This is a genomic window from Thiohalophilus thiocyanatoxydans, from assembly GCF_004366735.1.
In the GTDB taxonomy this organism is placed as follows: Bacteria; Pseudomonadota; Gammaproteobacteria; order UBA6429; family Thiohalophilaceae; genus Thiohalophilus; species Thiohalophilus thiocyanatoxydans.
The window spans coordinates 381,349-401,000 of record NZ_SOQX01000002.1 but is presented as its reverse complement, the minus strand read 5'-3'; the positions used below and the strand labels follow the sequence as shown (position 1 = coordinate 401,000).

23 protein-coding genes are annotated in these 19,652 nt (G+C 57.3%); 10 read left to right on the top strand and 13 right to left on the bottom strand.

Annotated features, from left to right (window positions below; genetic code table 11):
- From EDC23_RS05580 to EDC23_RS05565, 4 genes are all read right to left on the bottom strand, one after another.
- On the bottom strand, positions 1–1,128 hold the full coding sequence (locus tag EDC23_RS05580) for a hypothetical protein (protein ID WP_134082006.1): 1,128 nt from the start codon (positions 1,126–1,128) through the stop codon (positions 1–3).
- Between the two features lie 27 nt (positions 1,129–1,155).
- The gene (locus EDC23_RS05575; RefSeq protein WP_134082004.1) at positions 1,156–2,541 is read right to left on the bottom strand and encodes a DUF2201 family putative metallopeptidase; all 1,386 of its coding nucleotides are present in this window, start codon (positions 2,539–2,541) and stop codon (positions 1,156–1,158) included.
- A gap of 23 nt (positions 2,542–2,564) precedes the next feature.
- Positions 2,565–3,608 carry an AAA family ATPase gene (locus EDC23_RS05570; protein ID WP_134082002.1) on the bottom strand — a complete coding sequence of 348 codons (1,044 nt, stop codon included), beginning with the start codon at positions 3,606–3,608 and terminating at the stop codon, positions 2,565–2,567.
- Between the two features lie 231 nt (positions 3,609–3,839).
- On the bottom strand, positions 3,840–4,274 hold the full coding sequence (locus tag EDC23_RS05565; protein WP_134082000.1) for a tetratricopeptide repeat protein: 435 nt from the start codon (positions 4,272–4,274) through the stop codon (positions 3,840–3,842).
- A gap of 530 nt (positions 4,275–4,804) precedes the next feature.
- Here EDC23_RS05565 and EDC23_RS05560 point away from each other — a divergent pair.
- On the top strand, positions 4,805–4,999 hold the full coding sequence (locus EDC23_RS05560; RefSeq protein WP_134081998.1) for an Alvin_2107 family globule sulfur oxidation protein: 195 nt from the start codon (positions 4,805–4,807) through the stop codon (positions 4,997–4,999).
- Between the two features lie 172 nt (positions 5,000–5,171).
- Here the strand turns inward: EDC23_RS05560 and EDC23_RS05555 are convergent, their stop codons facing one another.
- Entirely contained in the window at positions 5,172–5,723 is a 552-nt protein-coding gene (locus EDC23_RS05555) for a hypothetical protein (RefSeq protein ID WP_134081996.1), read from the bottom strand.
- A gap of 235 nt (positions 5,724–5,958) precedes the next feature.
- On the opposite strand from EDC23_RS05555, the gene EDC23_RS05550 reads away from it, so the two are divergent.
- From EDC23_RS05550 to EDC23_RS05540, 3 genes are all read left to right on the top strand, one after another.
- Entirely contained in the window at positions 5,959–6,990 is a 1,032-nt protein-coding gene (locus tag EDC23_RS05550) for an Sfum_1244 family protein (RefSeq protein ID WP_243830720.1), read from the top strand.
- A 137-nt stretch (positions 6,991–7,127) separates the two neighbouring features.
- Positions 7,128–7,736: a 2OG-Fe(II) oxygenase family protein gene (locus EDC23_RS05545; RefSeq protein ID WP_134081992.1), complete on the top strand. Its 609-nt coding sequence runs from the start codon at positions 7,128–7,130 to the stop codon at positions 7,734–7,736.
- Between the two features lie 14 nt (positions 7,737–7,750).
- Positions 7,751–8,197: a GNAT family N-acetyltransferase gene (locus EDC23_RS05540; protein WP_134081990.1), complete on the top strand. Its 447-nt coding sequence runs from the start codon at positions 7,751–7,753 to the stop codon at positions 8,195–8,197.
- A gap of 539 nt (positions 8,198–8,736) precedes the next feature.
- Here the strand turns inward: EDC23_RS05540 and EDC23_RS05535 are convergent.
- The 3 genes from EDC23_RS05535 to EDC23_RS05525 form a co-directional block, all read right to left on the bottom strand.
- Positions 8,737–9,879 (bottom strand): ABC transporter substrate-binding protein, encoded by a 1,143-nt coding sequence (locus EDC23_RS05535; protein WP_166668777.1) that lies wholly within the window; start codon positions 9,877–9,879, stop codon positions 8,737–8,739.
- 5 nt (positions 9,880–9,884) lie between these two features.
- Entirely contained in the window at positions 9,885–11,093 is a 1,209-nt protein-coding gene (locus EDC23_RS05530) for a hypothetical protein (RefSeq protein ID WP_134081986.1), read from the bottom strand.
- 392 nt (positions 11,094–11,485) lie between these two features.
- Positions 11,486–11,803, bottom strand: a complete 318-nt coding sequence (locus EDC23_RS05525; protein ID WP_134081984.1) for a hypothetical protein — start codon at positions 11,801–11,803, stop codon at positions 11,486–11,488.
- 82 nt (positions 11,804–11,885) lie between these two features.
- Between EDC23_RS05525 and EDC23_RS05520 the strand changes: the two genes are divergently transcribed.
- Positions 11,886–12,560 (top strand): Fe2+-dependent dioxygenase, encoded by a 675-nt coding sequence (locus tag EDC23_RS05520; RefSeq protein WP_134081982.1) that lies wholly within the window; start codon positions 11,886–11,888, stop codon positions 12,558–12,560.
- 204 nt (positions 12,561–12,764) lie between these two features.
- Here the strand turns inward: EDC23_RS05520 and EDC23_RS05515 are convergent, their stop codons facing one another.
- The 5 genes from EDC23_RS05515 to EDC23_RS05495 all read right to left on the bottom strand — a co-directional run bounded on the left by EDC23_RS05515 (position 12,765) and on the right by EDC23_RS05495 (position 15,583).
- The gene (locus EDC23_RS05515; RefSeq protein ID WP_134081980.1) at positions 12,765–12,974 is read right to left on the bottom strand and encodes a hypothetical protein; all 210 of its coding nucleotides are present in this window, start codon (positions 12,972–12,974) and stop codon (positions 12,765–12,767) included.
- Between the two features lie 110 nt (positions 12,975–13,084).
- Positions 13,085–13,426, bottom strand: coding sequence for a TusE/DsrC/DsvC family sulfur relay protein (locus EDC23_RS05510; protein WP_134081978.1), 342 nt, complete (start codon positions 13,424–13,426; stop codon positions 13,085–13,087).
- Positions 13,427–13,560: 134 nt separating this feature from the next.
- Positions 13,561–14,235, bottom strand: coding sequence for a type I-MYXAN CRISPR-associated protein Cas6/Cmx6 (cas6, locus tag EDC23_RS05505; protein ID WP_134081976.1), 675 nt, complete (start codon positions 14,233–14,235; stop codon positions 13,561–13,563).
- Between the two features lie 21 nt (positions 14,236–14,256).
- A complete protein-coding gene (locus tag EDC23_RS05500) occupies positions 14,257–14,448 on the bottom strand; it encodes a sulfur relay protein DsrC (protein ID WP_134081974.1) in 192 nt (63 codons plus the stop codon).
- 220 nt (positions 14,449–14,668) lie between these two features.
- Positions 14,669–15,583 carry a TauD/TfdA family dioxygenase gene (locus tag EDC23_RS05495; RefSeq protein ID WP_134081972.1) on the bottom strand — a complete coding sequence of 305 codons (915 nt, stop codon included), beginning with the start codon at positions 15,581–15,583 and terminating at the stop codon, positions 14,669–14,671.
- A gap of 500 nt (positions 15,584–16,083) precedes the next feature.
- On the opposite strand from EDC23_RS05495, the gene dsrA reads away from it, so the two are divergent.
- The 5 genes from dsrA to tusB are packed head-to-tail and all read left to right on the top strand — an operon-like array spanning position 16,084 to position 19,630.
- Entirely contained in the window at positions 16,084–17,343 is a 1,260-nt protein-coding gene (gene dsrA, locus EDC23_RS05490; protein WP_134081970.1) for a dissimilatory-type sulfite reductase subunit alpha, read from the top strand.
- Positions 17,344–17,392: 49 nt separating this feature from the next.
- A complete protein-coding gene (gene dsrB / locus EDC23_RS05485) occupies positions 17,393–18,469 on the top strand; it encodes a dissimilatory-type sulfite reductase subunit beta (protein ID WP_134081968.1) in 1,077 nt (358 codons plus the stop codon).
- Between the two features lie 20 nt (positions 18,470–18,489).
- On the top strand, positions 18,490–18,882 hold the full coding sequence (gene tusD / locus EDC23_RS05480; protein WP_134081966.1) for a sulfurtransferase complex subunit TusD: 393 nt from the start codon (positions 18,490–18,492) through the stop codon (positions 18,880–18,882).
- Between the two features lie 13 nt (positions 18,883–18,895).
- The gene (tusC, locus tag EDC23_RS05475; protein WP_134081964.1) at positions 18,896–19,303 is read left to right on the top strand and encodes a sulfurtransferase complex subunit TusC; all 408 of its coding nucleotides are present in this window, start codon (positions 18,896–18,898) and stop codon (positions 19,301–19,303) included.
- A gap of 18 nt (positions 19,304–19,321) precedes the next feature.
- Positions 19,322–19,630, top strand: a complete 309-nt coding sequence (gene tusB, locus EDC23_RS05470; protein ID WP_134081962.1) for a sulfurtransferase complex subunit TusB — start codon at positions 19,322–19,324, stop codon at positions 19,628–19,630.
- Positions 19,631–19,652: the final 22 nt, after the last annotated feature.

Sequence of the window (19,652 nt, the reverse complement as noted above, 5' to 3'; positions counted from 1 at the left end):
TCAGGACTCGCCCAACAGTCGACCGGCGTGTTCAAAAAACGGGATGCTGACCGGCTCAATCTTGCGCCGCATGACCGAACCGACCGAGTCGGTGGCGGCAAAAATGGGATTCACCACCGGCACCCCCATTTGCGCCAGCACCAGGGCCGACTCGGCCAGCTCCCGGCTTTCGGGGACCTGCTCGATCACCTCGCGGGCCGGTGCCGGCAGTTGTTGCGGTTCCTCGCAACAGCGCCGGGCCGTCTCCAGAAGCGTGTCGACCTCGCGGCACGGTTCGCAGCCCGGATGCAACGGGGCAAAGTACTCTTCCATCGCCTCGAGCAGGGCCACCACCACATCCTGGTTGGCTGGCTTTTTCATCACCTGGCTGGCGGTCTTGAGAAAGGCCTGTCCGGGCGTATCCAGTGTGCGCCGCAGTTGCCGCGCCGCCGGGTTACCCTGCTCGATCAGGGCATCGAGCGCCGGTTGCAGCGTCTCGAATTCAGGATGGGGCGTCGCCGGCTCGGGCAGCGCATCCGGCAGCGTCTTGAGAAAGCCGACCAGATAGGCGTTCTTGCGCTGTCCCTTGGCCCACAGATCCTGTTTGGTCGCCTCGTCAATCAGTCCCGGCTGCAACACCAGACGCACCGACTCGACGATATCGCGGGGCTCTTCCTCGAAGGGCAGAAATTCGAGCAGAAACTCGGCCAGCACCGGCCCCATCTCGCCCTGCACCACCGTCTCGCGGCGCAGCATGCAGCGAGCGTTCTCCGAACAGGGCATGGCCCACCAGGCGCGCCGCGCCAGATCGTCGGTCAGCCCCTCGGCGTGGACCACGGCCACCACCGCCTCGGACTCGCCCAGTTGCAGCAGCTTGTCCAGACTTTTGTCTTTGGTCTGGCCCATGCGGGTCCAGCGGCGCAGGAACACCGGGTAACCGCCCGGCGAGCCCAGCACCTGGGTGGAGATGAGCTCCTTGACCTGCTTGAGGTATTGCTCGTCCCGGCAGTTGGGATTGAGTGAGACCGTCGCCTCGCCCTTGTCGGACAGGCCGTAGACGATCATTTTTGACTCATCGATCCGGATCGCCTGCAGATCCTGGTTGAGCAAGACATTCAGGCGCAGCGCGTCTTCGTTGGAGAGTTCCATAGGTCTATTGTACCAACTCGGTGTGGATCAGTTCAGCTGAATACGCTGGCCCCAGGGCACCGGTGCCTTGCCCTTGACCAGCCAGATGACCGGGAAGTCCGGTTCGTATTTGGGAAACGCGCCCCGGGCATCGGTAAAATAGATCAACAGCTCCGGATAGCGATCCTGACGCTGGGCCCACTCGAACACCGGTATGAACGAGGTGCCGCCCCCGCCGGTGATCGACACCGGTTTGGTGAATTCATCCCACGGCTCATAGACCCAGGGCCCCTCGCCGGCCAGCTCGGAGTCACAAGCCACCAGCGTAATGCGGGCGCGCATCTGGCCCTTGATGGCATCAATTTCCGAGATGAATTCCTGGATCTCGGCATCGGAGATGGAGCCGCTGGTGTCCACGGCCACCACAATATCCACCTGCTGACTGCGCAGGCTCGGATAAACAGCGGGATCGCCGCGCCGGGGATTGGGCCGGGTATAGCTGTAGTCGTCACGCGCCACCGAGCTCATATAGCGGGCCAGCAGCGCCCGCCAGGGCAGCTCCGGCTGCAGCAGAAAGTCCACCAGCCGGGCCATATCCTCGCCCAGTTTGCCGGCCTGCATGGCCGACTGGGCCGCGCCGGCCAGGCGCTGTTTCCACTGGACATTGAGCGCTTCTTTCTCACTGTGTGACAACGGCACCGGCTGGGGCGCGCCCTCGGGGGAGTCGGATTCATCCGGCTCCGGGCTCGAACCCCCGCCCTTGATCTCGTCCTCGTCGAGCTGCGGGCTCGTACCGTTGCCGTCGGATTCGCTGTCGCTATCGTCATCCGCGTCACTGTTGCCGCCCTGGCCCTCGTTGGGCTGTGAATCGGGTTCCTGGTCGTCCTTATCGCCGCCCTGCTCGCTCGGCTGGTCCTGCGGGGACGACGGGGTTTCCGTGGGCGGTTCCATGTCGCCCTGCGGATTCTCCCCGTCCGAGTCCGATTCGTCGTAGACATGCTGGTCCTGCGGTGTCTCGTTCTCGAAGTCGTCCAGCATGGGGTAGATCTCTTCGGCGGTCATGCCGTCGAACATGGGCTGGTAGAGGGCGTTGGGTGGCGGCGTCAGGCCGTCTTTCATCAATAGCGGATTGATCGCGAAATCGCAGGCCAGATCCCAGCGATGGCGCACCCGGTGCTGGCGACGCGCGAAATGGGACAGGGCACAGTGCAGGGCTTCATGGGCGAGCACAAACTGGGTCTGGGCCAGACTCAGATCGTTAATGTACTCGGCGTTGTAATAGAACTTGCGCGCGTCGGTGGCGGTGGTCTTGCACCAGCCCGGGTCACCCTTGACCATCGGCAGGCGCAATACCAGCGCCCCCAGAAACGGTTTGTCGATGATCAGTTTGGTGCGCGCGGCGGCCAGCTTGGTTTCCAGATCCTGCTCGCTCATAACCTTCGACAACCCGTCCCGGTTCAGTTGTAGAGCATGACGTCAGCCACGGCATTCGACCATTTGGTAAACTGCGGCACGTTGAAAATATCCTGGCCGATGGCCCGGTGCATATCGGAGACCAGCATCACCCCCATCTCCTTTTGCGGGAAGGCGTTGGCATACTCGATGATGTTGCCGTGCACCTCCATGGACTCCTCGCTGTCGCGGGCCTTGATGGCACGCCCGACCAGCGACGCCGCCACGGCGTATTGCAGATCGATCTCCTTGGGCGCCGACACCGGCTCACCGCGTACGATGGCGTCGATATCCGGCAGCTGATCCAGATTATTGATAAAGGCGTTCAGCTCGATCCCGGCGGCCGGTCCGACACACGCCTGCAGGGTACCCAGGCGCACATCGTTCTGATGTTCAAACTTGTGCAGGGCGCGGCTGGCAAACTCCCAGGAACGCGGCGACGGAAACGCCATGGGGTTGTGCGCCGGATCGAATTCGAACAGCAGCTCGGGGCGAAAGCGCACGAAGGCGATAATGCGATCGTCGACGCCGTGTTGATAGGCCCAGGCCACCCAGTCGTCCAGGTTAACCTCGAACTCGAAGTGCGAGAAGCGGTTGGCCAGCGGCGCCGGCATGGTATAGGTCACCCCGCGATCACCCTGGCGGTTGCCGGCGGCGAAAATGGCCCAGCCGTCGGGTATCTCGTACTCGCCCAGACGCCGATCGAGAATCAACTGATAGGCCGCCGCCGAAACACTCGGCGTGGCCGAGGTGATTTCATCCAGGAACAGAATGCCCTGGGGACCATGGCGTTCGGCATCCGGCAAAATCGCCGGCACCGCCCACTCCACCGTCTCGCCGTTGCGAAACGGAATCCCGCGCAGATCGCTGGGTTCCATCTGCGACAGACGAATGTCGATCAACGGCACCTGATGCCGCTCGGCGATCTGGCCGATGATCTGCGACTTGCCCACCCCGGGCGGGCCCCAGATCATCACCGGCGTGTGCTGCCCCTCCCGGGCACTGAGAAATTCCTTGTCGAGAACCGTCATCAAATGTGCTGGACGCATAAACTAAACTTCCACTTTTCAAATTAACTATAAATAACGCGGAGGTCGCGGAGACGCAGAGTCGCAGAGTAAAACGATTATTAATTCTCAAACTTTGAACTTGCTCAGTTCAAAACGCTCTGGCTATGAGCTTTAACTACTGACTCATGATTGTTTTTTGTAATCCACAAAACTCTTTGCGTCTCCGCGTCTCCGCGTCTCCGCGACCTCCGCGTTACTTCCACCGCTCTATCAAAAGCCCGCCTTGGCGTACCATTTCTGGGCTTCTTCGGCGTCCTGCGGGACGCCCTTGCCCTCTTCGTACATCAGCGCCAGGGTGGTCATGGAGCCGGCCAGGCCCTGGTCGGCGGCCTTGCGGAACCACTCCACCGCCTGGGCTTCATCCTTGTCGACGCACTCGCCTTCCAGATACATGAACCCCATGCCGTGCTGGGCCAGGGCGTGGCCCTGTTCGGCGGCGGCGCGCATCCATTTGAGCGCCTGTTCGTCGCTGCGCACCACGCCCAGGCCGTTCTGGTACATGATCGCCACCCGGTGCTGGGCTTCCGGCTCGCCCTTTTCGGCGAACGGCATCAACATCGGCATGGCGCGCGAAAAGTGCTTGGCCTCGAAGGCGGACATGGCGCTGGAAAATTCCACTTCTTCGGTGCTGGTATGTTCAGACATAATATTGGGCTCCCGCTGCGGGTTTGTCGCTTTAATGCATGTGTCCTGTCACACGTCTAATGGCGTCTTCAGAGCCACCGAGCCGCGCCACTGCAAGGCGCAGCGCGCAGGCAATGGCGCGGCTCGGTAGCTCCCTTTGGGCAAGGCGTCATTAGACGTGTGACAGGACGCTAGTATATCCTGATTCACTTAACCTAGTCACGCACTCGGTTATTATTCCCTTGTGAAAGTGGCCATCTCCCTCTATCGGGATATACGTGATAAATCAGGGTTTTTGTACACTACCCTCACAGTGGCGTCCGTCAGGTGACAACTGACCCGGGCGGGGGGCGCTGGAAAAACAGGATTTACGCGCCAGAGTCTGGTATATTTCGCGGCCATTCTGCGCAACCCGGCGGGTTGGCGCAATACGGCGACAGAAATGCCACTGACTGAATTTCGGTCCGGCTCCGACGGTTGAAACGCCGCGGGCCGGAACCTACTGATACCAACGTACTGCGATAATCTGCTGAATATAGAGGAGACGCTCAATGAACCAAGACTACTACGACGCTGTGACCAAGATGGAAAAAGAAGGTGTTGATCCGGAATACATCCAGGGTTGGCAAGGTGGCTTCCTGAACAATCCCGGACGGGAAGAGCAGCGTGTCACCGAGGCCTACAGTGCCGGCTACGAAGACGGCAAGGCCAAGAACACCGACAACTTCGCCAAGTGGAAGAAATAACCCACGGACCAACGGCAAGTTGAACAAAAAGCGGGCTACGGCCCGCTTTTTTTATGTCTGAAATCTTTCACCGCAGAGACGAAAAGACCCTGATTTTGAATGTTGAATTATGAATTTCGAATGGCGAAATCCCGGCTAACTCAGCACTCAGCACTCAGCACTAAGAACTCAACTATGTAAAGAGATTCGGCATAGCACGGCGCAGCTGTTTGACGATCTCGGGCGCCTCGGCGTCGATGATCTGCTGGCCGATCCACTCCTTGTCCCGGTCGTTGAGCAGCGCCTTGACGAACTCCCCGAAGATCCGCTTCATGCCGAAGCTGGGACCGTTCTCGGCGGAGTAGTCACATTCGGCGTATTCGGCCATGCGATGATTCACCAGGTCGATGAATGCCGCACGGTAGTCGCCGCCGCCCATCACGTCGCGCATGTTGTCTTCGTAGTGCTTGGCACACTTGCTCACCAGCTCGGTCATGAAGGCCTGGCGCTCGTTCTCGTCGAACTGCTCGTAGGTCATGCGATCCGCCAGATGAACGCTGAATGCGAGGTATTCGGCGATGATCTCCATCCGGTGCTTGAGACTGTTGGTCTCGAAATCGGCCTTCTCCAGGTTCAGGACGCCGTTCATGGCGATTTTCCAGAGGTTATAGGCCAGTGCGCCGGCGATCTGATCGAAACTGTGGCTGACCTCCTTGTTATGCCAGCGGGTCTTTAAACGTACCATTTGAACCTCACATACAAATTATCAGGGTGCGCTCTGTGCACCGGGTTCCGCGCCCGGACAGGGGAGCGAAAAAACTTTAAAAGTCATATATAACACATTGAATTTCAAGGGGTAGAACCTGAAAGCTCAACATGCTAACCTGTAATCCAGAGTATTTTACTAAGTTACTTGCCGGAAAAACAAGATTATACTCCGGTTTGGGCGTCGAGGAATAATGAAACCGATGGGGTCGAAGATGGAAAATCTGCAAGAGACTGTACAGCGCAATTGCCATATCGCCGATGCCAGCCATGCCGGTGACTATACCCTCTGTATCTATCTCATGAAAATGCGCGAATTCTTCCGCTGGGAGGCCGGAGAAGGCTTCTCGGCGTCACTGGACAATCGCCAGGTCGGGCGCTGGCTGCGCGAGCGCGAGGCGCTCTGGGAGAGCCTGGAGAGCGAGGAGTTTGCCCCCATGCGCATCGGCGAGCATGAATACGATCCGTTTGACTCCGGCGCCATCAACGCAGCCCTGCGCGACGACGATCTGGTCTACAGCGGCGGCCTGGGGATCAACAACAAACCCCATTTTTTCCTCGCCCGCCTCGAGCGCTACGATCAATACAACGGTTATAGCCTGTATGTCGCCGACAAGGAGCTGGCCCGGGATCTGACCTCCCCGCCCGCCATGGCCCAGGGCAACAATATCTACATCCGTCGCGAATCGCTCAAACGCATGCTCTGGGAAAAGCTCGAGAGCTGGAACTGGAACCAGCCCGACAACGCCATGGGCAAGGCGCTGGGCTATTACGATTTCAAAGGCGATGTGGACCAGGCGCTGGAGGCGATGACCGATAACGAGCTGGAAACCATCCTGCTGCATGAAATCGGCGAGATCCGCGCCGGTGAACGCCTCGGCCAAAAATGGGAAGAGTTGCTGATCACCCTGCCCTACACCAAAGCCGAGCTGATGCTGCGCGCGGTACGCGATCATCTGGCCGACGCCATCACCACCCTGCCCGCGCTGCTGGAAAACGGGAACGAACCCTCCCTGCATTTTTATTTCGGCAACCTGACCCACATGCGCAAGCACCTGTCGCCGTCGCTGATGGATGCCTACCGCCACTGGCAGGAGAGCGGCCATCGTGCCCGGCTCGAAGAACTGGCCGGGCGCAACGAGGAACACTGGTCGCAACTGACCGAGCAAATCCTCCAGATCGAGCCCGATCCCGAGCGCCAGTACGTGGCAGCCATCCAGGACCTGATCGAAAACAACCGACTGTGAAGATATAATTTTGAATGTTGAATTTTAAATTTTGAATAGGGGCCCGCATTTAATTCAAAATTCAACATTAAGCATTCAACATTACCTTGCGCCTCTGCGTTAAGATCTTAATCTGTTAAATTTAGCCAGGTCCGACAATGTCCGCCAAGATGGAATTCACCCCGCCGCCGTTGAAAAGTATCCGCGAGGTCCAGCCCAACAGTTTTATTTTCGAGCAACACAATGCGCTGTCGGTCGAGTTGTGCCGGGAGATGATCGAACGCTTCGAGCAACATACCGATGAACAGTACCCGGGGCGCATCGGCCAGACGGTGGATGAGAACAGCGGGGTGAAAAAGACCACCGATCTGGTGGTCAGCGGCAAGGAGCACTGGAAGGACGTGGATCACGCCCTGTTTCAGTCGCTCAAAACCGCCCTGCTGGAATTTCGCGAGACCTTTCCCTATTTCAAGGGGCCGTTCAAGGACATGGGCTACGGTCTGCAGCGCTATCAGCCCGGGGAGTATTATCACTGGCACATCGACGGCGGCAGCCACGATTTTGCCATGCGCCAGCTGGTCGCCCTCTGGTATCTGAACGATGTCAGTGACGGCGGCGAGACCGAATTTTTGTACCAGGACATCAAGGTCAAACCGCAAACCGGCAAACTCATCCTGTTCCCGCCCTTCTGGACTCATGAGCACCGCGCCTGTGTACTCGAACAGGGCGTCAAGTACATCGCCACCACCTGGGTGGTGTTTGCCTGACGGCCACGCAGCCCATGCAGCCTGTCACGCCGCAGACACCGGCGCAGTTCGAAGCCTATTACGATCTGCGCTGGCGGATCCTGCGCGCCCCCTGGCAACAGCCGCGCGGCAGTGAACGCGACGAGCTGGAAAACATCGCCACCCATCGCATGATCATCAATCAGGACCAGCAGGTCCTGGCCGTCGGCCGCCTGCATGCGCTGGACAGTGAGAACGGACAACTGCGCTACATGGCGGTCGCTCCCGCCTACCGGGGACAGGGGCTGGGCAAACAGATGCTGTTATCCCTGGAAGACGCCGCCCGCCAGCAAGGCATGACGACGCTGGTATTGCACGCACGCGAACCGGTGGTCGGTTTCTACCAACAACACGGTTATGAACTGCTGGGACAAAGCCACACCCTGTTCGGCGAGATCGTCCACTACGAAATGCACAAAGCCCTGACCGGGAATCCCGCGTAGGCCCGATAGAGCGATAGCGGTATCGGGCATGTGCCGGATTGCCGGACACCGCTATCGCTATGTCCGGCCTACCTCCTTCACCACGAAGACACGAAGACACGAAACACCCTTGATTGAAATTTCAGGACTTATCCTTCCGTGTCTTCGTGGCTCCAAGGTTTTGATCTTCCTCGTCCCTCGGCCCTGTTATAAAGCGGTGTCCGGCAAATGCCCGATACCGCTGGCGCTTTATCGGGCCTACCTGCTGAAGATTCACCACGAAGACGCGAAGACACGAAACACCCTTGATTGAAATTTCAGGACTTATTCTTCGTGCCTTCGTGGTTGCAAGGTTTTGATCTTCCTCGTCCCTCGTAACTCGTCCCTGTTATAAGCCAGATTGCCGGACACCGCTACCGCTCTGTCCGGCCTACCTGCTGAAGATTCACCACGAAGACACGAAGCATCCTTGATTGAAATTCTTCGTGTCTTCGGGCCTTCGTGGTTACCGGGTTTTGATCTTCCTCGTCCCTCGTCACTCGTCCCTCGCCCCTCTTCTTTTAATGAGGCAAGGCCCGCGGCACCCGCACCGGCCGCTCCAGCCACTCTTCGAAGCGGATGTTGATTTGTTCGAAATGCTCGGCCCACCAGGCGGCGTTGATCTTCAAGGCGTTCGCGAAGTTATCCGGTTCGGTCGGCAGATGCGGGCGCAGGGCGCGGTCGACCTGCGCCAGGGCCGAATGGCGCACCGGTCCGTAGGGAATATGCCGGGCCTGTTCCGCCAGTTGTTCACTGCTGGTGGCAAAACGGAGAAATTGCTCGGCCTGCTCCTGGTTGCGGGTGTGGCGCGGTATCCCCAGCAGGTCATAGCTCCAGATCTGATGATCCCAGATAATTTGCAACCCCGGATTGCGCTGGGCCATGGCGTCGTAAACCCGTCCATTATAGGCGGTAGTCATCACCACCCGTCCGGCTTCCAGCAGTCGCGGTGCCTGGGCGCCGCTGTTCCACCAGACAATATTCGGCTTCAATCGATCCAGTACGCTGAACGCCCGTTGCAGGCCCTCGTCAGTCTCCAGTACCGAATAGACCTGATCCGCGGGGACCCCGTCACTGATCAGCGCCCACTCCAGGTTGGCCTTGGGCGTGCGGCGCATGCCGCGGGGACCGGGGAAGCGTTCCGTATCAAAGAAATCCTTCAGACTCTCCGGCGCCCTCTCGCCCTCAAACTGCTGCCGGTCATAAGCGATAACGGTCGACCAGACCACGGTGCCCACGGCACATTTTTGAATGGCCTCGGGAAAAAAGTCCTCCTGCAACGATTTGCCGTCCGGACTCTTTTTCAATAGCGTCGGATCGAGCGGCTGCAGCAACCCCTCCTCGCAACCGCGCAGGGCATCGGCCGGCTCCAGGTCGATCACATCCCATTTGACGTTGAGTGAGCTGACCTGATCACGGACCTCCTCCAGTCCGCCGTGATAATCGAGCACATTGACCCGGGTATTGAAACGCCGTTCAAAAGGATAGACAAAGGCCAGCATCTGGCTGCGCGTGTATGCCCCGCCCCAGCTGACAAAGGTCAACGGATCCTGGTAGGTATTACTTTGCGCCTGCACTGTCCCGGCACCCGGGACCAGCAGATACAGCAGTGTCACCGCGCACAACAGGGAACGGCCAGAGGCGCTTGTGCGTAATGAAATCATATGCATTACCAGTAAATACCAAAGTTGATGTTAAAGCGGGTTTCCCAACGGTTACCTCCCCCACTCGCCAACACATTATCCGCGTCACTGGTCCCTATATACGGCATATTCTTGCCACGAATAATATCCACGTAGGTGTAGGTCGGTCCGGCATTGATCAAACAGCCGGTGGTATTGATATAGGAATCATCAAAGCCGTTAATCTGCTTGTCCAGCATACTGAAATCATTGTAACAGGTCAGCAGCTGGATACCCGGCCAGTTGACCGGCAGATTATAGGCCACGTTGGCCACATAAACATGGCCTTTGGCGGCGATCTCGTAACTGTCGGCAAAGGCCCCGAGGGTGATCGTCTCCGTTGAGACGCCGGCGGGATTTTTCGGGTTATATTCATAGGTCGCGGCCTGCAACTGGAAATTCCAGCGTCCGCAGTGCGTATCCAGATGGGTTGCCGCGGCCCAGTGATCGCCGTCTTCGGCGGTATCGGCGTTGTACAACTGTCCCGCCTGGCCGGACAGACCCAGCTCATAACTACAGCTGCCCTGCGGATTGACGGTATAGGTCAGCCGGGCATTGACGGTATTGCTCTCCTGATTGGCCGTCGCGCCGGTTGTCACCGGATCGTAGGAATAGCGCTCCAGATCCCCGGCATTGCCCAGCTCCGCATTCTTGAAAAAGGCCAGTTGCGTATCCCAGCCGTCCCGGCTGTATTGGTACTTGATACCCGAATCATAATCATCGGCCAGCCCCAGATAATAGGGCACGCCGAACCAGAAGTTATGCGCGCCGTAGGGCAGCAGCCCGAAGGGAACCCGGGTAATACCGCCCTGGATTTCGCTGTGATCGCTCAGTTGATAGCCCACATAGCCGTGATGAATGGTGTTCATATAACGATAAAAACGGTATTCGGCGGAGAAAAACAGCCTGTCGAACTCCCCATTGACGTTAAGCCGGAACAGATCCAGACCGGTATCCCCATAGCGGTTTTCCAGATCATCGCTGTGTTCACCGTTGAAGTAATTAAATCGCAGTGCGCCGCCCAGTTTCACCGGCGTCTCCTCGTCTTTCTCACTCGCCTGTGTCGCCCGCTGCTTATCGGCGAGACCTTCATCCTGCGCGGTTTGCCGTTGCTGCTCGAGCGCCTCGATCCGCTGTTTGAGCGCCTCGATCTCGGCGCCGGTATCGCCGACCGCCGGATCCGAACAGATCGACAAGGCAATAAAAAAGCAAAGACCGCCCGCAAGCCGAGGCATCGCGGCCGGTTGTCGTAGAGGGAAATTCAAAAACTGCGTCATACCTGTATTTATTTTCGTTGTCAGGACTATCCGCGTAGGCCCGTTTTTGACTATAGGATCCCCGCAGCGGAAATGCCAGAAAACCGGCCCGATTACTCCAGCAACGCCTGTTTTTCCGTACCCTGTCGCCAGAAAACATGATCAACACCGGGGTTATCCAGATCGGGCAGGCACGCTTCAGCGCCTGTCCTGCCAAACGTGCTCAAAAGGGTTTCGATTCAGCCGCGAGGCTTTCGGTGTACAGCAGGAAATGCGAGACAATGCCCGCCTTGCCGTCTGCGACAACGGCTGGCGGGAACAGAACAGAGGAGTTACATGAAATGGGTTTCGGTCATCTCGCCGTTGGTGTCGATCACCACGGTTTCAACGTGCGGCGCCTTGCTGAGAATGTAGGCGGCCATCATTTGTGCCATATTGCGATTGTCCGTCTCCAGCGCGGTCAGCAGCTTGTCCGCGGCGATCTGACAACGCTGCTCCGGATCCGGATTATCCAGCCAGTCCCGGCCCATCTGCCAGCCGTTATCCATGTCCGCATCCATTTTGTCAAAGACCGGCCTGGCTTCGTTGAGCATATTGTCCGGTATTTCCAGCGGAATACTTTGCCCATCCGCCATTATATTCAAAATCATTACGTGCTCCTGTTTACCAGCGCGTCGACCGGCATGAATTTGATACCATTGTAACGAATCCCTGCCACAGAGACACCACGTAATGCTTGTGACAATACCCGAGGTACTCGATCAACAGCGTCTCGACTATATCCGCTCGGTGCTGGACAACGCCCGCTTCGCCGACGGTAAACTCTCCGCCGGCATGGCGGCCCGGCGGGTCAAACAGAACGAGGAGCTGGCCGCCGATGCACAACAACTGGAGCAGCTGAACAATCTGGTCATGGGCAACCTGGTCAAACATCCGCTGTACCAGTCCGCCGCCCTGCCGGCCAAAATTGCCGCCCCCTACTACGCACGCTATCAGTCGGGCATGGCCTATGGCGATCATGTGGATGATGCCGTCATGGGACCGGCCCAGGGACGCTATCGCTCCGATGTGTCGACCACGGTATTTCTCAACCGTCCCGACGAGTATGACGGCGGCGAGCTGGTGATCCGCACCAGTTTCGGCGAGCAGACGATCAAACTGCCGGCGGGCCACGCCGTGGTCTACCCCTCGTCCAGCGTGCACCACGTGAACGAGGTGACCCGCGGCACCCGGCTGGCGGCCGTCACCTGGGCGCAAAGCATGATCCGCGACCCCGCGCAGCGGGAGCTGCTCTACGGCCTCAACCAGGCCCGCGAGAGCCTGCTGCAGCAGCGCCCCGACGACGACGAGACCCGACAGGTGGATATCGCCTATTCAAACCTGTTTCGCATGTGGGCCGAGATCTGACCCGTTTTAGAACAGTGGAAGAAACGCGGAGTTCGCGGAGTCGCGGAGGCGCGGAGAAAACAATTTATTCACTCTGCGTCTCCGCGCCTCTGCGAACTCCGCGTTAATTACAATGAAACTGAAAAGTGGATAGATGTTAGAATTTACATGAAAAACGGGGCCTAAGGCCCCGTTTTTATTAGCTATTTTCGCAATAAAGAGCGATTAGCTGAAGGCCTTGGAACCGACCTCTTTGTGCGCTTCATCCAGGACGTCCATGGCCAGGTCGCGGTACTGCTGACGGTAACCGTCCAGGGTGTGACCGGATTCCGGGGCATAGTAGTCCTTGGGATCCACGCCGTGGGTCTGTTCGTATTCGATGAATTGCTTCTGCATTTCGATCAACTTGGCGATCTTTTCTGCTTTTGAGCTCATAGCGGTTACCTCGCTCTCTATTTATATAAATAGTATCTGAATTCGTGATTGTGGCTCAATTTAGCAGGCCGGGCCCGCCACGCCTATATCACTTTTGGTCTATGCCGGAATTAATACCCGCCCTTGCGGCGACTTTCCGGCAGTCCGGCGACCTTACCGCCCTGCTTGGAGGGCATTTTGGGGAACAGGGAGAAGGTATCCTTCTGACCGATTTTGGCACCCCATTTTTCGCCCATCGCCTTGAGAATGGTCCGCTCATTGGGCTGGTTACTGGCATTGTTGATGTACTCATCACGCAGGTAGTTGATGATGTCCCAGTGTTTTTCGGTCAGTTCACCCAGCCCTTCCTCATTGGCGATGACCTGAGCCAGCTCCTCGTTCCACTCGTTGTGATCCAGCAGATAGCCGTTTTCGTTGGTTTCAATGGTCTTGCCGTTCAGTTCGTAAGCCATTTCGCTTTGTCCCCTCTCAAATCAATAGATCATACCAAAATTACAATTGCTGAATATTAAAGGGCGCTTATTAAACCAAAAAACGCCGACAGGGTGAATACTTTTCGTGAGTTTTCGACCATATTGGCCGCGATTCAAACCGCCTTGATACCTTTTTGCGGCACAAACAGGCCGCAGCCCAGCTTGCGGTGGGGTCCCAGCCCCGTCTCCTGCAGCCGGACCGAATCTTCCGGGGTGAGATCGGCCAGCATCAGTCCGCGAGTGTGCAGCGGGCCGTCCGGCGTGCGAATATCCCGCTCGATACTGGCCATCATTTTCTTCACCTGCACATCCAGTTCCTGCAGTTCCCGGGCCACCTGCTCGAGAAACTCGTCTTCGCTCAGTCCCGGGCGGGTCGCCACGTTGCGTGCGAACAGGGTCGGCAGATCGCTCAGCAGACGGGTTTTGGCCTCGCCGACGGTCAGGCTGTAGCCGTCGACCTCCAGGGTACTGCCGGACAACTGCCTGGCGTCCTCGACCCGCTCACGCGGGACGCGCAGGGTCATTTTCTGACGCCGGGAAAGATAGATCGGGGCATCGGGATCCGCCGGGCGTTGCCAGCCGTTGCCGCTTTCGGCGCCGTAGATCGGATGGACACCGACCTGCTCCTCCTCCGCCAGCCAGGGCAGCGTCTGCTGCAGGGCCTCGGCCAGCGGATAGGCGTGTTCCGCCGGCAGACACGGGCAATCTTTCACGGCGAAAACCACATCCACCACATTATCGGGGATCACAAATTCCTGCTGTTCGTCGTTTTCTTCATTCCAGAACACGTCGGACCACCTCGGGTTGATTCAGTTTGTGCGGGAGGTAAAGACCGCTTCCAGGCGCTCTTCCCAATTGGCCGGGGTATCCTGAAACGGCGGCTTCACGTCCATCCGAAAGAACATCTCCCCTTCCTTGGCTTTTTCCACGATCACTTTTTCCAGTTGTTCAAAACTTTCCAGATCGTGGTTTTGCAGTAACACTTCACTTAACCAGAGCATAATCCTGTCCTGTTGCTGTAAGTTGATTGTTCTCTTGCCAGGCCGCAGAGACGCAACGCCATGTTAATTTGACATCCTGTTTCCGTTGCGAGCTCGGCGTCTCTGCCAGAGCTTACTGTTGATTTTGCTGTTCTCTCGCCAAGACGCAGAGACGCAAAGTAATGTAATTCAATGCCCTGTTCCCGTTGCGGGCTCTGCGCCTTGGCGAGAGTCACGCTTTTCATGTCTCGCTGATGCGATCGTAATAGCGCGCCCGGTACAGCAGCCGCGGTTGCGCCGGGTCGTCGTCGAATCCGCTGCGGCTGTGCAGTACGTTGTTACAGACGATCCCTTCGCCCGGCGCCAGCCGATGCCGGAAAATATAGTCCGACTCGCTGGCCAGAAACTCGCGCAGGCAGGCCACGGCCTCCCGGGTCAGGGTATCGGCTTTCCATTCGATGCTGCGCTGGCGATGGGTATAGCGCATATGCAGACTGCCAGTGCGGCCATCGACGGAAAAGACCGGCCCGCTGCGGGCGCCGCGAATTTCCACCCCCTGCTCCACATTGGGCGGAATGGTCATCGCATCCGCCGCCATCAGGGCGGAGATATAGGCGGGTTCGGTATCTCTCAAGTGGATATAGGCGATTTCATGATCCAGCAGGGCATTCTCGCCGCCGCTGGCCGCCGGACGCACGCAGTGCAGCAGCATGGCCCGAATCATTTGATCGCCCTTATTATAGTATCCGTCCGTGTGCCAGCTCAGCGGCAGGTTGCTGTAGGGAATATAGCCCTGCTGGCGCCCCTCGGGGATCACCTGCAATGCGGTCAGGCTGTCCTCGTCAGCGCACAGATTGCCATCCAGATGCTCGAGCCCCAGCTGCCGGCCCAGGGCGCGGATCGGTTCACGCCCCGTCTGCGCCGGGTCGATCGCGTAGATCGCCATATTGCAGCGCTGGATCCGATCGCGCAGGGCCGCCAGCTCGGCCCCGGTGAGTTGCGCGGGATCGGCGACCGGCACCCGCAGCCCGTCGGTGCTGGCCGGATAGCCGGCCAGGCGCCGGTCCCGCCATTGCCGATAGGCGCGCGCATTGTCGAGATCAAACGCGGCAACATCGACACCCGCGTTTTTTATTGGTGCATTAATGATTTGCATTCTGGCTGTTCATCAGTAGAATACGCCCACATTTTACGAGGCGTCCCGACTGTTTTACTCGGGTATGTAAAAATATTGCCGGCATGGCAATGACCACCTTTTATATAGGCCGGAATGAATCCGCAGCGGATTCCGTAATCCGGCGCTGCGCCTGACAACCGGTCGATTGCAGGGTGTTGATTAGAGCATACCGCGACCGCAAGACGAATACCCAGCTGGTAATACAGCGCAACACACTGTATTACTGGTCCCTGGAACAGGAACCGGGACGGCAATTGTATATAGACGGGCTGACAGCCCCTAGATGTAGTATCGGTGGATATACCCCATAAGGGATAACCCGGGGGGTCCAATTCACCCCATCAGTACGATACTCGTCACAAATATTGCGGCATAGACTTCGCAGTAACTTTGAAAAGATGTGTTAATCCCACGGCTTGGTGGGGTTGTAAGGCAAAACGTAAAACGGCTTATTTGGGTAACCCCTTAAGGAGAACACCATGGCTGCAAAGAAAATGTATGACACTCCGATGCTCGATGAGCTGGAGAAAGGCCCCTGGCCCAGCTTTATTTCCGGCTTTAAGCGTCTGCGCGACGACCATCCCGACGAACGCATTAATGAAATGGCCAGTTCCCTGCTGGGGCAGCTGGAGCACTCTTACGAAACCCGCAAGGGTTACTGGAAAGGCGGTACCGTTTCTGTATTCGGTTATGGCGGCGGGATCATTCCGCGCTTCTCCGAAGTTGGCGACGCATTCCCCGCTTCCCGCGAATTCCATACCCTGCGCGTTCAGCCGCCGGCAGGTAACTACTACACCACTGACATGCTGAACCAGCTCGGCGACAGCTGGGAAAAACACGGTTCAGGCCTGGTCACCTTCCACGGTCAGACCGGTAACATCATGTTCATCGGGACCACCACCAACGGTACCCAGCACTTCTTCGACGAAATCAACGAATACGGCTGGGACCTCGGCGGCGCCGGTCCGTGCGTCCGTACCGCCATGTCCTGCGTTGGTTCCGCCCGTTGCGAACAGTCCTGTGCCAACGAGCACGGCATTCAGCGCTGGCTGGTCAACAACTTTACCGATGACGTGCATCGTCCGGCCCTGCCCTACAAATTCAAGTTCAAGGTTTCCGGCTGCCCGAACGACTGCGTTAACGCCATCGAACGTGCCGACTTCGCCGTAATCGGTACCTGGCGCGACGACATGAAAGTCGACCAGGAAGAAGTCAAGAACTTCGTCAAGGCCAAGGGTCGTGAATACGTTATCGACAACGTTGTCACCCGTTGCCCGACCCAGGCACTGAGCCTGAAAGACGACGACACGCTGGAAGTGGACAACCACAACTGCGTACGCTGCATGCACTGCCTGAACGTCATGAACAAGGCACTGTCTCCCGGCGACGACCGCGGTATCACCCTGCTGATCGGTGGTAAGCGTACACTGAAGATCGGTGACCTGATGGGTACCGTTATTGTTCCCTTCATGAAGCTGGAAAGCGAAGAAGACTACGAACGTCTGGTCGAAATCGCCGAGGAAACCATCGACTTCTTCGCCGAAAACGCCCTGGAACACGAGCGTACCGGTGAAATGATCGAGCGCATCGGCCTGGTCAACTTCCTCGAAGGTATCGGTATCGAGGTCGATCCGCACATGGTCAACAACCCGCGTCAGTCTTCCTATGTTCGTACTGACGGTTGGGACGAAGAAGCCGAGAAATGGTTTGCCCGCAAGGCTGAAGAAGCAGCAGGCTAACCAGCAAGGTTGACAGATTAAGTAAGATTAACTCAATCAGGAGAGAATGATGGCATACGAAGACATGCGTCAACCTATTGAATCTGGTTGCCCTGACGGCTTCCAGTACATGCATCCGGTAATGCGCAAGAACTTCGGCCTGTGGAAATTCCACGAACACCCGAAACCGGGTGTTCTGCGCCACGTCGCCCATAGCGGTGATGAAATCTGGACCGTCAAGGCCGGTACCCAGCGTATTCTGGATGTTTATTCCCTGCGCAAGCTGACTGAAATCGGCGAAAAGTATGGTGACGGTTACGTGCGCTTCACCATCCGCAGTAACATCGAATACATGGTCTCCGACGCGGCCAAGGTTGATCCGTTGATCACCGCCCTGACCGACGCCGGCTTCATCGTTGGTGGTACCGGTAACTCGGTTGCGATGATCTCGCATACCCAGGGCTGGTTGCACTGCGACATCCCGGGTACCGACGCCTCCGGTGTGGTCAAGGCCATGATGGATGAGCTGGTCGACGAGTTCCAGAACTGCAACATGCCCAACCGTGTGCATATCACCACGTCTTGCTGCCAGATCAACTGTGGCGGTCAGGGTGATATCGCCATCAACGTTCAGCATACCAAGCCGCCGCGCATCAACCATGATCTGGTTGCCAATGTGTGTGAGCGTCCCTCGGTTGTTGCCCGTTGCCCGGTTGCCGCGATTCGTCCGGCCATGGTTAACGGCAAGGCATCTCTGGAAGTGGACGAGAAGAAATGCATCTGTTGTGGTGCCTGCTTCCCGCCCTGCCCGCCGATGCAGATCAACGATCCGGAACACACCAAGCTGGCTATCTGGGTTGGTGGTAACCACTCCAACGCCCGTAGCAAGCCGACGTTCCAGAAGCTGGTTGCCTCCGGTATTCCGAACAACCCGCCGCGTTGGCCTGAAGCGACTGCACTCGTCAAGCGCATCCTCAAGGAATACAAAGAAGGTGCGAAAGACTGGGAGCGTATCAACGACTGGATCGAGCGTATCGGCTGGCCGCGTTTCTTCGAAGTAACCGGACTGCCCTTTACCAAGTATCACATCGATAACTGGCGTGGTGCCCGTAACAGTCTGAACGCTTCAACCCACATCCGCTTCTAAACCAAGGGGACGTTAATCAGATGAAGTATGTTATTCAGGTTAACGAAGGCCCTTACAATCATGAAGCCTCCACCTCGGCCCTGAACTTTGTCAGGGCCGCGCTGGATGCCGGTCATGAGGTCTTTCGTGTATTTTTCTATCATGATGGCGTAAATAACGGTACGCGTTACACCACACCGCCGCAGGATGATCTGAACATCGTGAACACCTGGTCTGAACTGGCCAGCAAACACGAACTGGATCTGGTGGTTTGTGTCGCAGCTGCACAACGCCGCGGTATTGTTGATGAAGGCGAACAGAGTCGAAACGGTAAGGACGGCAATAACATTGCCCCCGGTTTCCGTATCTCTGGTCTGGGACAGCTGATCGAAGGCTGTGTACAGGCGGATCGTCTCATGGTATTTGGCGACTGATTAGGGGTGCCTCATGTCTGATGTGAAGAATTTTTTATATCTGAACCGCCGGGCGCCCTACGGTACGGTCTATGCCTGGGAATCCCTGGAAGTCGTACTGATTGGCGCCGCTTTTGAACAGGACGTTTCACTGGCTTTTGTTGATGATGGTGTTTACCAGATCATGAAAGGCCAGGATACATCCGGGCTCGGCATCAAGAACTTCTCGCCGACCTACTCTGCTCTGGGCGACTACGATGTTCAGAAGATTTATGTTGAAAAAGAGTCGCTGGACGCGCGCGGTCTGACAGTCGAGGATCTCCTCGATCTGAAATACGAAGACGAAGATGACGACTGGGCGGAAAAAGATTCCATCAAGGTGGTCTCTGCCGAGGAACTCGCCAAACTGATGGATGAGTCCGACGTCGTATTGAGCTTCTAAGTATAAGGTGAGAAAAAAATGCCGATTTTACACACTGTAAATAAATCGCCTTTTGAGCGTAACTCCCTCGACAGCGCCATTAGTCACGCTCTCAAAGGCAGCTCTGTCATGCTGTATGAAGACGGGGTTTATGGTGCGATGAAGGGCACAGCATCCGCTGACAAAATTTCAGGTGCCATGAAAGATGTCTCTTTCTATGTTTTGGGTCCTGATCTGAAAGCCCGAGGCATCGACGAAAGCAAGCTGATCGACGGCATCAAGGTTGTCGACTACAGCGATTTCGTTCAGCTGACTGTCGATAACGACAAAGTCAGCGCATGGACTTAATGAGCAATCCACACACAGTATC

What these genes read in the sequence shown, in the direction of transcription:
- EDC23_RS05570 (WP_134082002.1), bottom strand. Translation starts at nt 3,608, where the DNA reads ATGCGTCCAGCACATTTGATGACGGTTCTCGACAAGGAATTTCTCAGT.
- EDC23_RS05550 (WP_243830720.1), top strand. Translation starts at nt 5,959, where the DNA reads ATGGAAAATCTGCAAGAGACTGTACAGCGCAATTGCCATATCGCCGAT.
- EDC23_RS05565 (WP_134082000.1), bottom strand. Translation starts at nt 4,274, where the DNA reads ATGTCTGAACATACCAGCACCGAAGAAGTGGAATTTTCCAGCGCCATG.
- tusB (WP_134081962.1), top strand. Translation starts at nt 19,322, where the DNA reads ATGCCGATTTTACACACTGTAAATAAATCGCCTTTTGAGCGTAACTCC.
- EDC23_RS05495 (WP_134081972.1), bottom strand. Translation starts at nt 15,583, where the DNA reads ATGCAAATCATTAATGCACCAATAAAAAACGCGGGTGTCGATGTTGCC.
- tusC (WP_134081964.1), top strand. Translation starts at nt 18,896, where the DNA reads ATGTCTGATGTGAAGAATTTTTTATATCTGAACCGCCGGGCGCCCTAC.
- EDC23_RS05515 (WP_134081980.1), bottom strand. Translation starts at nt 12,974, where the DNA reads ATGAGCTCAAAAGCAGAAAAGATCGCCAAGTTGATCGAAATGCAGAAG.
- EDC23_RS05580 (WP_134082006.1), bottom strand. Translation starts at nt 1,128, where the DNA reads ATGGAACTCTCCAACGAAGACGCGCTGCGCCTGAATGTCTTGCTCAAC.
- dsrA (WP_134081970.1), top strand. Translation starts at nt 16,084, where the DNA reads ATGGCTGCAAAGAAAATGTATGACACTCCGATGCTCGATGAGCTGGAG.
- dsrB (WP_134081968.1), top strand. Translation starts at nt 17,393, where the DNA reads ATGGCATACGAAGACATGCGTCAACCTATTGAATCTGGTTGCCCTGAC.
- EDC23_RS05510 (WP_134081978.1), bottom strand. Translation starts at nt 13,426, where the DNA reads ATGGCTTACGAACTGAACGGCAAGACCATTGAAACCAACGAAAACGGC.
- EDC23_RS05545 (WP_134081992.1), top strand. Translation starts at nt 7,128, where the DNA reads ATGTCCGCCAAGATGGAATTCACCCCGCCGCCGTTGAAAAGTATCCGC.
- tusD (WP_134081966.1), top strand. Translation starts at nt 18,490, where the DNA reads ATGAAGTATGTTATTCAGGTTAACGAAGGCCCTTACAATCATGAAGCC.
- EDC23_RS05575 (WP_134082004.1), bottom strand. Translation starts at nt 2,541, where the DNA reads ATGAGCGAGCAGGATCTGGAAACCAAGCTGGCCGCCGCGCGCACCAAA.
- EDC23_RS05555 (WP_134081996.1), bottom strand. Translation starts at nt 5,723, where the DNA reads ATGGTACGTTTAAAGACCCGCTGGCATAACAAGGAGGTCAGCCACAGT.
- EDC23_RS05540 (WP_134081990.1), top strand. Translation starts at nt 7,751, where the DNA reads ATGCAGCCTGTCACGCCGCAGACACCGGCGCAGTTCGAAGCCTATTAC.
- EDC23_RS05525 (WP_134081984.1), bottom strand. Translation starts at nt 11,803, where the DNA reads ATGATTTTGAATATAATGGCGGATGGGCAAAGTATTCCGCTGGAAATA.
- EDC23_RS05560 (WP_134081998.1), top strand. Translation starts at nt 4,805, where the DNA reads ATGAACCAAGACTACTACGACGCTGTGACCAAGATGGAAAAAGAAGGT.
- EDC23_RS05520 (WP_134081982.1), top strand. Translation starts at nt 11,886, where the DNA reads ATGCTTGTGACAATACCCGAGGTACTCGATCAACAGCGTCTCGACTAT.
- EDC23_RS05500 (WP_134081974.1), bottom strand. Translation starts at nt 14,448, where the DNA reads ATGCTCTGGTTAAGTGAAGTGTTACTGCAAAACCACGATCTGGAAAGT.
- EDC23_RS05535 (WP_166668777.1), bottom strand. Translation starts at nt 9,879, where the DNA reads ATGATTTCATTACGCACAAGCGCCTCTGGCCGTTCCCTGTTGTGCGCG.